This window comes from Candidatus Hydrogenedentota bacterium, from assembly GCA_018005585.1.
GTDB lineage: Bacteria > Hydrogenedentota > Hydrogenedentia > Hydrogenedentales > JAGMZX01 > JAGMZX01.
The window spans coordinates 34,036-40,571 of record JAGMZX010000042.1 but is presented as its reverse complement, the minus strand read 5'-3'; the positions used below and the strand labels follow the sequence as shown (position 1 = coordinate 40,571).

Genomic DNA, 6,536 nt, shown 5'->3' with positions numbered 1-6,536 from the left:
CTATTCATGACTACCTGGATGCCCATAACAAGGACCCGAAACCTTTCATCTGGACGGCAACAGCCGACGAAATCTTCCGGAAGATCGCTCGACTTTGTGAAGGAATTTCTAACTCAGGACACTAGACAGCGCTGCGGACCCCCGCCCTTGCTTGTGCACGGTAACCTTGTAGCCCCGTGGCCCGACAGCGACCTGAAGGGGAAGTGTACCACTCAGACGACTGCCGATCTTAGATCGAAATTCATCGAGTTCGGCCGTTGTCAGTTCGAACTCCAATATTACGATTGTTTCTCCACGGGGCTGTTGCTCTTGGAGCGCAACCGGGAAGTCAGTGTCCCAGTCATAGGTACGTCGGCTATGCAGCGCCTCGCGTACGCGACCGGTCGCCCCACGGGCGTATCGTTCCCGCGTCAATATGTTCATGGCGGTGACGAGGGCTCGGAGGATGTTGGATTTTCCCTCGTTGTTCGGCCCCACGAGGATGGTGGTTTTTCCTGTCGGAATCTTCTTTGCTGCGATGATGCTGCGATACTTCTGGACTGTGAAAGACTTAAGTTTCATAGGTTCCTTTCTTCGCGCTTAACACTTAGGATCAGCGGCGACGCCCAGCGCCTTCCGCTGTATGCTGTTCCCAGGATGGGCTTTCTTCACCCGTTCATGTCGCCCGCACAACACGTCCCATCGCAAGCGTAGTGTTCGCTCTTTGAAGACCATGTAGGCTGCTTCATATTCTTCCTGCCGTACGAGAACAATGACCTCCTTTATGTAAAGCCACACGTACTCCCAAATGAGGACCGCATCCCTCCTCGAGTTGATCCAATTACGAAGAACGGGACCGATGATGGAGTAGGAATCCAGGTCATATCTTTGCGTCATATCCGCAGACTCTCGAAACCGTTCCCGCAGTGTACGCAGCAGGCCCATCTCCGGAGAGTCATCAGCTAATCCCCTGTATGCCACGACTGCGGACGTGATGTAGCACCCGCCGGAGAAGATCCGGGACATCAAGTCCATCAAACCAATGATCCAGCCTATCAGCGACTGAAGCCAACGATGTGCATAGTCTCGATCATTGTACATTCGTCTTTGTTCATCGGTATCTGCGGCCCGGATTCTATCCCGGGACCGCTCGACAATGTCGTTGGCACACTCACCGCAGTACACCCGCGAGCCGTAGATTTCCGTACCACAGTCTCGACAGTACGGCATTTTACGGCCTCCTACTAGGATCAAGGTCTTCTTCGCCACTGACAATTCGGCGGCCACGTGCTGTCATGAGCTCGGTGAAGTCCTTGACTTCGCGGTTTCGTGATGCCTTGAGTCGTTTCTCCTCTGGGAGGAACTGCAGGATCTTGTCGAGCACGGTACCATGGTTCCAACGCCTCCTCGCCGAACAGGCCACCATCTGCTCCCGACGGAGCGCGATGTGCTTCTCGAGCTTCTCCATAATGTCGTCCGTCCGCTCTTCAATGAGTCGCAGAAGCGCTTTTGACGGGCGGTTCAGGTCAGGGTCCCACCCGACAACTCCGTTCAGCTCAAGTTCGATCGGCAAGAGGATTTGGTCGACCTTGTTGAGAACGACAACAAGCCTATCTCGGTACTTTGTCGCATCGAGGATGTGTCTCATGTTCCGCTGGATGTGAGCCATGTCCCTACTTGAGGCGTCCAGAACCCAATAGAGCAGGTCGTGGCGCGGAATCTCTTCGATCCACATTTGGAGGTGACGGTCTTCAGTTTCGCCTGACTCGCCAAGACCTGGCCCGTCAGTAAACTCGACACGGAATCCTTCCGTGTTTTCAATCGTGAAGGAAAAGAACTCTTTGGTCACAGAGCGAACCGCACCCGTCTCCAACCTGTCAAAGTCCTCCTTGCGTCCTTTGAACGCAAGGCACCCCGCAAGATGCTTCTCCGAGATACGGAAGATCGATTTCAGCAGCTCGGTCTTTCCGACTCCAGTCTGCCCTATGCCCACGATTCGGACGGGCCTGCTCATGTCTTCCTTCAGAATACGCAGCTTCTCGGCACGCTCGGGTCCGGACAAACCCAGCTCGTCCAGCAGACGCTGTAGTTCGAGGTCTTTCTTCATTAGATCTCTATCCTCTCACATTTCTACCACGGAAGCTTAACAATGGTCATATGGTGCTTTCATCACACTATTGGGCCGCGCCATCGCGGCATAGAACCCCGACGCCGAAGCCCTCATAAGTCTCGTAACGGCTGTCAGTTCAGTTATGTTTCGTGCTCGGGCCGGAGCAATACTCAGTTTCCGTATAAGAAGACATCTGTCCTCCTCCACCAATCGTCCACGGTGGTCTTGGCCCCCTTGCGGCCCCGGTGAGGCGATCCGCGCCTCGTGGAAACGTGTTGAGGGAGCTTAAGCGCGTGATGTCTACCCGTAGGACGTGTTTACCCACCTACTCGAACAGGAAGGCCCGGCCCGATCCCGGAGGCGTGTACAACTGACCTTCCGTTCTCCTTTCATCGAACCAAAACTAGCACACTTGGGTTCCCCTGTCAATAGTGGGTGCACGCGGCACAGGTGCGCGCCGCGCCGCAACACCTTCTCCAGTATGCTCAAGAAGGAATCCTCGACCAGAGGGCGGCCCGTCTGCGTGTGCAGGCGCGGTGCGCCCAATTCTTCTCAAAATAGGTGGACGTCCCCCATTTCTCCCTGTCGCGGAGCGAACTCCGGGAATATCAAAGCGCATGCGCGCTTGCGCATTCCATACAGGAACGCACTCTTCTCGTGACACCGCCGGAGTGGCGTCACGATAACAAGCTCACCCAGGACCCGCTTACTGTGACGCGCGCAACACCGCATGCCCTTGACACGCCGGAGAGTGTCCCCCTAGTATCCGGTCGACCAGTTCGCGGGGATATGAGCAGGTCCATGTCGGAGTCCCCCGGTAGAAGCAAAGGGTGGGAGTGCATGGCGGAGCAAGCCGGGTTGGAAGGATGCGGCCGCGCCGCGCCGGGCGCGTGCTGCGGGGCGGGGCGTTCCGGTATCGACGCGGTGCCGAAAAGGGGCCATCGCATCGTGGGCATAGACATGGCGCGGTCGCTCGCCATATTCCTGATGGTCATCGAGAACTACAAGAACGCCATGGAAGCCCACGGCCCCGGCCCGTGCTGGCTGGTCTGGTTCTTTTCGCGTATGGAGGGCCGGGCGGCGCCGGCCTTTGTGACCATCATGGGCGCCGGGCTCGCGCTCCTGGCGCGCAACGCCCTGGCATCGGGTGACCCGGCGCCCAGGCGGGACAGCGTGGCGCGCATCGTCAAGCGGGGCGTGTTTCTAGTCGCGGTGGGCGTCTTTCACTACCAGTTCTGGCCGGGAGACATTCTTCATTTCTATGGTTTCTACATGGTGCTTTGCGCGCTATTCCTCTTTCGCCCTTCCTGGACGCCCCTTGCCGGCGCGGCGTTGGTGCTGATCGTGGCGTACGCGATCAACCAGGTTTTCGACGACGAGGTCGGTTGGGAAAACGGGCACATCTGGTATAACGGCTACCTGACGCCCAGCGGCTTCGTCCGGAACACCTTTTTGAACGGCTACCATCCGGTTTTTCCCTGGGCCGCCTATGTCTTGGTCGGCATGTGGCTCGCCCAGCGGCCGATATTCGACAAGGCGGGGCGGCGCCGCTATCTGCTCGTCTTCCTGCCCATTACCCTGCTATTCGAATTTGCGATGAGCGCCGACGGCTTCCTGCGCTTCCTCTACCGTCCTGACACGGGTGTGGCCTTGGCGGACGGCATGCTGCGGCTCCTGGTGGTGGATCCCCGTCTGTTGTTCATGGTGGCGCGCGCGTTGGTTGCCATCTCCGCGATTCTCGTCTGCCTCGAATTGGCGGACCGGTTCCGGAAATCGCGCGTCATCGAGACACTGGCCACCACCGGTCGCATGTCGCTTACCCACTATCTCGCGCACACGTTTCTCGTGCTGGGCCCCATGTTCGTGTTGGGGATACTGCAGCAAAGCCGGATGACTTCTTTTCTTATTGCCTGCGGCTTCTTCGCCGCCGCAGTCACGTTCTCAGCGCTGTATTCGAGACGCTTCAAGCTGGGGCCGCTCGAAGCCGTCATGCGCCGCGTCGCCGGGTAGGAAAGCAGGCAAGACAAAGCAGTTGCCCCTCCTGGCGCCTCGTCTGAACGGCACCCGGCCGCGTGCGGCGGACGCTTCGCGCCAAGGAACCGGTATTTCGCGGGGGAGACCCGGAACCACACGCCAGGCAGCGGATTTCAACCTCTTCATCCTGCGCGTGCGCGGCGCCCGGGCTGCGGAATGCGGTTTGCCTGAGCCGCTACCGGCGGGTGTAGAGGTCGAAGAGGGTGCGGTAGTACTTCATGAACCGTTCCGGCTCGGGGTTATACGCGATCTCGGCCAGGCAGAACCCGCTGTAGTTGATGGCCTTCAGGTTGTCGAACAGCGCCTGCCAGGGATAGCCGCCGATGCCGATCTCATTGATATGCACTTCCGCGATGGCGTGTTTGAGCAGGTCGAAACCGGTCTGCAGATTGCCGGTCTCATCGAGGTCGCTGTTGTTCGAGTTCCAGCAGACGAGCGCGTTCGGGTGGTCCGCGGCATCGAGCATTTTGCGGATATTTGCGGGTAGCGAAGAATGCTTCCCGTGCACCTCCATGCGCACCTGCACGCCAAGGTCCGCCGCGAAGGCGGCCACTTCGCGCCAAGCCTTCCCGATGCGTTCGCAGGTCTGGTCCACGGGCTCGTCCTCATAGACGCCATTCGGGCGCACCTTGATGCCGGGCGCGCCCACGTCGGCTGCCAGTTGCGCGTATTCCTTGCTTCCCTCGACGTTCCGCGCGACTTCCCTCGGATTTCTGGAATGGAACTCGAAGGCGGAACCCAGCCCGGCCAGCACGACGGGAGAATCGGCGAATTTCTTGCGGACGGTCTGGCGCTCTTCCGCGCTCAGGGTCACCTCGACGCCGTGCGCGTGCGTAGTGCGGAGTTCGACCCCCTCGAGGCCCGCGGCGGCGCAGAACGTAATAAGACCGTCGAGGTCCATGTCCTTGCCCATGTTATAGGTGACCATGCCAAGCTTGTACGGCGGCCCGGCGGTGGTCTTCTCTTCCTGCGCGCTGACCGCGTTCATGGGGACCATGCCCGCGCCGAGCCCGGCGGCGGCGGCCGTCGTGGCCTGGAAGAAATGCCTGCGTGATACGGTACTCATGTCGTTCTTCTCCTTGAAGGCGCCCGGCACGGCCGCTCCGCGCCCGCGCATGACGAACCACGACTTGCGCCCGGCAGTCTGTACCCGCGCCGTTTCGTATGTCAACTGCCACGCGGTCTTGAGATTGACGGTCTTTCGCCGATGCCCCATAATACCGCGCGCAACCGCAGGCGGGCGTTTTGGAAATGAGAATTATCGGACTTACGGGCGGCGCGGGCAGCGGCAAGAGCGAAGCGGCGAAGCGCTTTGCAGAGCGCGGCATCCCCGTGATCGATGCGGACAAGATCGGGCATGAGGTCATTGGGCCCGGCGGCGCGGCGGAACAGGACGTTATCGCCGCTTTCGGCGAAGCCGTCTGCGTTTCGGGTATAATTAACAGAGACAAGCTGGCGGCGGCGGTGTTCGGCGATGCGGCCGCGTTGCAGCGTCTGAACGCGATTGTGCATCCGGCCATCGCGCGGGAAATCGCGCGGCGGTGCCGGGCCTTGGCCGAAGCGGGGCCTCCGGCGGTGGTCATCGACGCCGCGCTGCTCGCGGAGAACGGGGTGCGCGAACCGTGGCTCGACGGGTTGATTGTAGTTGCGTGCCCGCGTGAGGAGCGGCTGCGGCGGCTGGTCGACCGGCGCGGCATGCGCCGGGATGACGCGGACCGCCGCTTGCGGGTGCAGGCGCCGCCCGAAACGAAGTTCGCGGCGGCGGACTGGGTGATTGACAACGCGGGGTCGCTCGCCGACCTGCGCAGGCGGGTGGACGAAGTCGTCGACCGGATTTGCGAAAGTGATTGACGGAACCTCGATAGGACGGTGCGTGGACTGCGGGCGGCTTTACTCCGTCGAGAGCGGGTCGCCGTACTGCCGCGAGTGTGCGCTTGCGCGCGGCGATGCGCTGCAGCGCGTGAGCGACGCCGTGGAACGGGACCACAAGCGCAGCACCATCGACATCGCGCTGCACACGGGCCTTTCGCAAAACGAGGTGCGTCGCGTGCTGCGCGAGTTGCCGGTCCTGTCGCGGTATGTGGACCAGGCGCAGGTCTGCTCCTCCTGCCACCGCCGGAAGCCGGTCGAGGGTTCGCGCCTCTGCATGCAATGCCACCTCGACTCGCTGTACGAACTGCGTTCCGCCGCTGATGTCGCCTATGAACACGCGGAAGAGACGGAGGAGGAAGAAGAACCGCCCCCGCCGCCCACCGTCGCGCAATTGCTTCAGGTCAAACGCGCGCGCATGACGACCAGCCGCGTGAATCCGATTGGCGCGCAAACCGTGAAGCTGTATCGCAACATGTGAACGGCCGCACCCCGCGCCGGCCTGTCACAGTAATTCGGCTGTGGCCATTTCCATCTTTTTCGT

Annotated in this window: 6 protein-coding genes; 3 read left to right on the top strand and 3 right to left on the bottom strand. The window is 60.7% G+C overall.

Annotation, left to right across the window (positions count from 1 at the left end):
• Positions 1–108: 108 nt before the first annotated feature.
• Positions 109–561 carry an AAA family ATPase gene (locus tag KA184_09465; protein ID MBP8129796.1) on the bottom strand — a complete coding sequence of 151 codons (453 nt, stop codon included), beginning with the start codon at positions 559–561 and terminating at the stop codon, positions 109–111.
• Positions 562–1,210: 649 nt separating this feature from the next.
• A complete protein-coding gene (locus KA184_09460) occupies positions 1,211–2,086 on the bottom strand; it encodes a 50S ribosome-binding GTPase (protein ID MBP8129795.1) in 876 nt (291 codons plus the stop codon).
• Positions 2,087–2,929: 843 nt separating this feature from the next.
• Here KA184_09460 and KA184_09455 point away from each other — a divergent pair.
• Positions 2,930–4,099 carry a DUF1624 domain-containing protein gene (locus tag KA184_09455; protein MBP8129794.1) on the top strand — a complete coding sequence of 390 codons (1,170 nt, stop codon included), beginning with the start codon at positions 2,930–2,932 and terminating at the stop codon, positions 4,097–4,099.
• Between the two features lie 199 nt (positions 4,100–4,298).
• On the opposite strand, the gene KA184_09450 is transcribed toward KA184_09455, so the two are convergent.
• A complete protein-coding gene (locus KA184_09450; protein MBP8129793.1) occupies positions 4,299–5,111 on the bottom strand; it encodes a sugar phosphate isomerase/epimerase in 813 nt (270 codons plus the stop codon).
• A 272-nt stretch (positions 5,112–5,383) separates the two neighbouring features.
• Here KA184_09450 and KA184_09445 point away from each other — a divergent pair, with 272 nt between their 5' ends.
• Positions 5,384–5,974 carry a dephospho-CoA kinase gene (locus KA184_09445; protein ID MBP8129792.1) on the top strand — a complete coding sequence of 197 codons (591 nt, stop codon included), beginning with the start codon at positions 5,384–5,386 and terminating at the stop codon, positions 5,972–5,974.
• The gene (locus KA184_09440; GenBank protein ID MBP8129791.1) at positions 5,967–6,473 is read left to right on the top strand and encodes a hypothetical protein; all 507 of its coding nucleotides are present in this window, start codon (positions 5,967–5,969) and stop codon (positions 6,471–6,473) included. Before KA184_09445 ends, KA184_09440 begins: the two co-directional genes overlap by 8 nt.
• The last annotated feature ends 63 nt before the right edge of the window (positions 6,474–6,536 follow it).

Excerpts from the sequence above, each read along its gene's own strand:
- KA184_09465 (MBP8129796.1), bottom strand. The coding sequence starts at position 561 with ATGAAACTTAAGTCTTTCACAGTCCAGAAGTATCGCAGCATCATCGCA.
- KA184_09450 (MBP8129793.1), bottom strand. The coding sequence starts at position 5,111 with ATGAACGCGGTCAGCGCGCAGGAAGAGAAGACCACCGCCGGGCCGCCG.
- KA184_09460 (MBP8129795.1), bottom strand. The coding sequence starts at position 2,086 with ATGAAGAAAGACCTCGAACTACAGCGTCTGCTGGACGAGCTGGGTTTG.
- KA184_09455 (MBP8129794.1), top strand. The coding sequence starts at position 2,930 with ATGGCGGAGCAAGCCGGGTTGGAAGGATGCGGCCGCGCCGCGCCGGGC.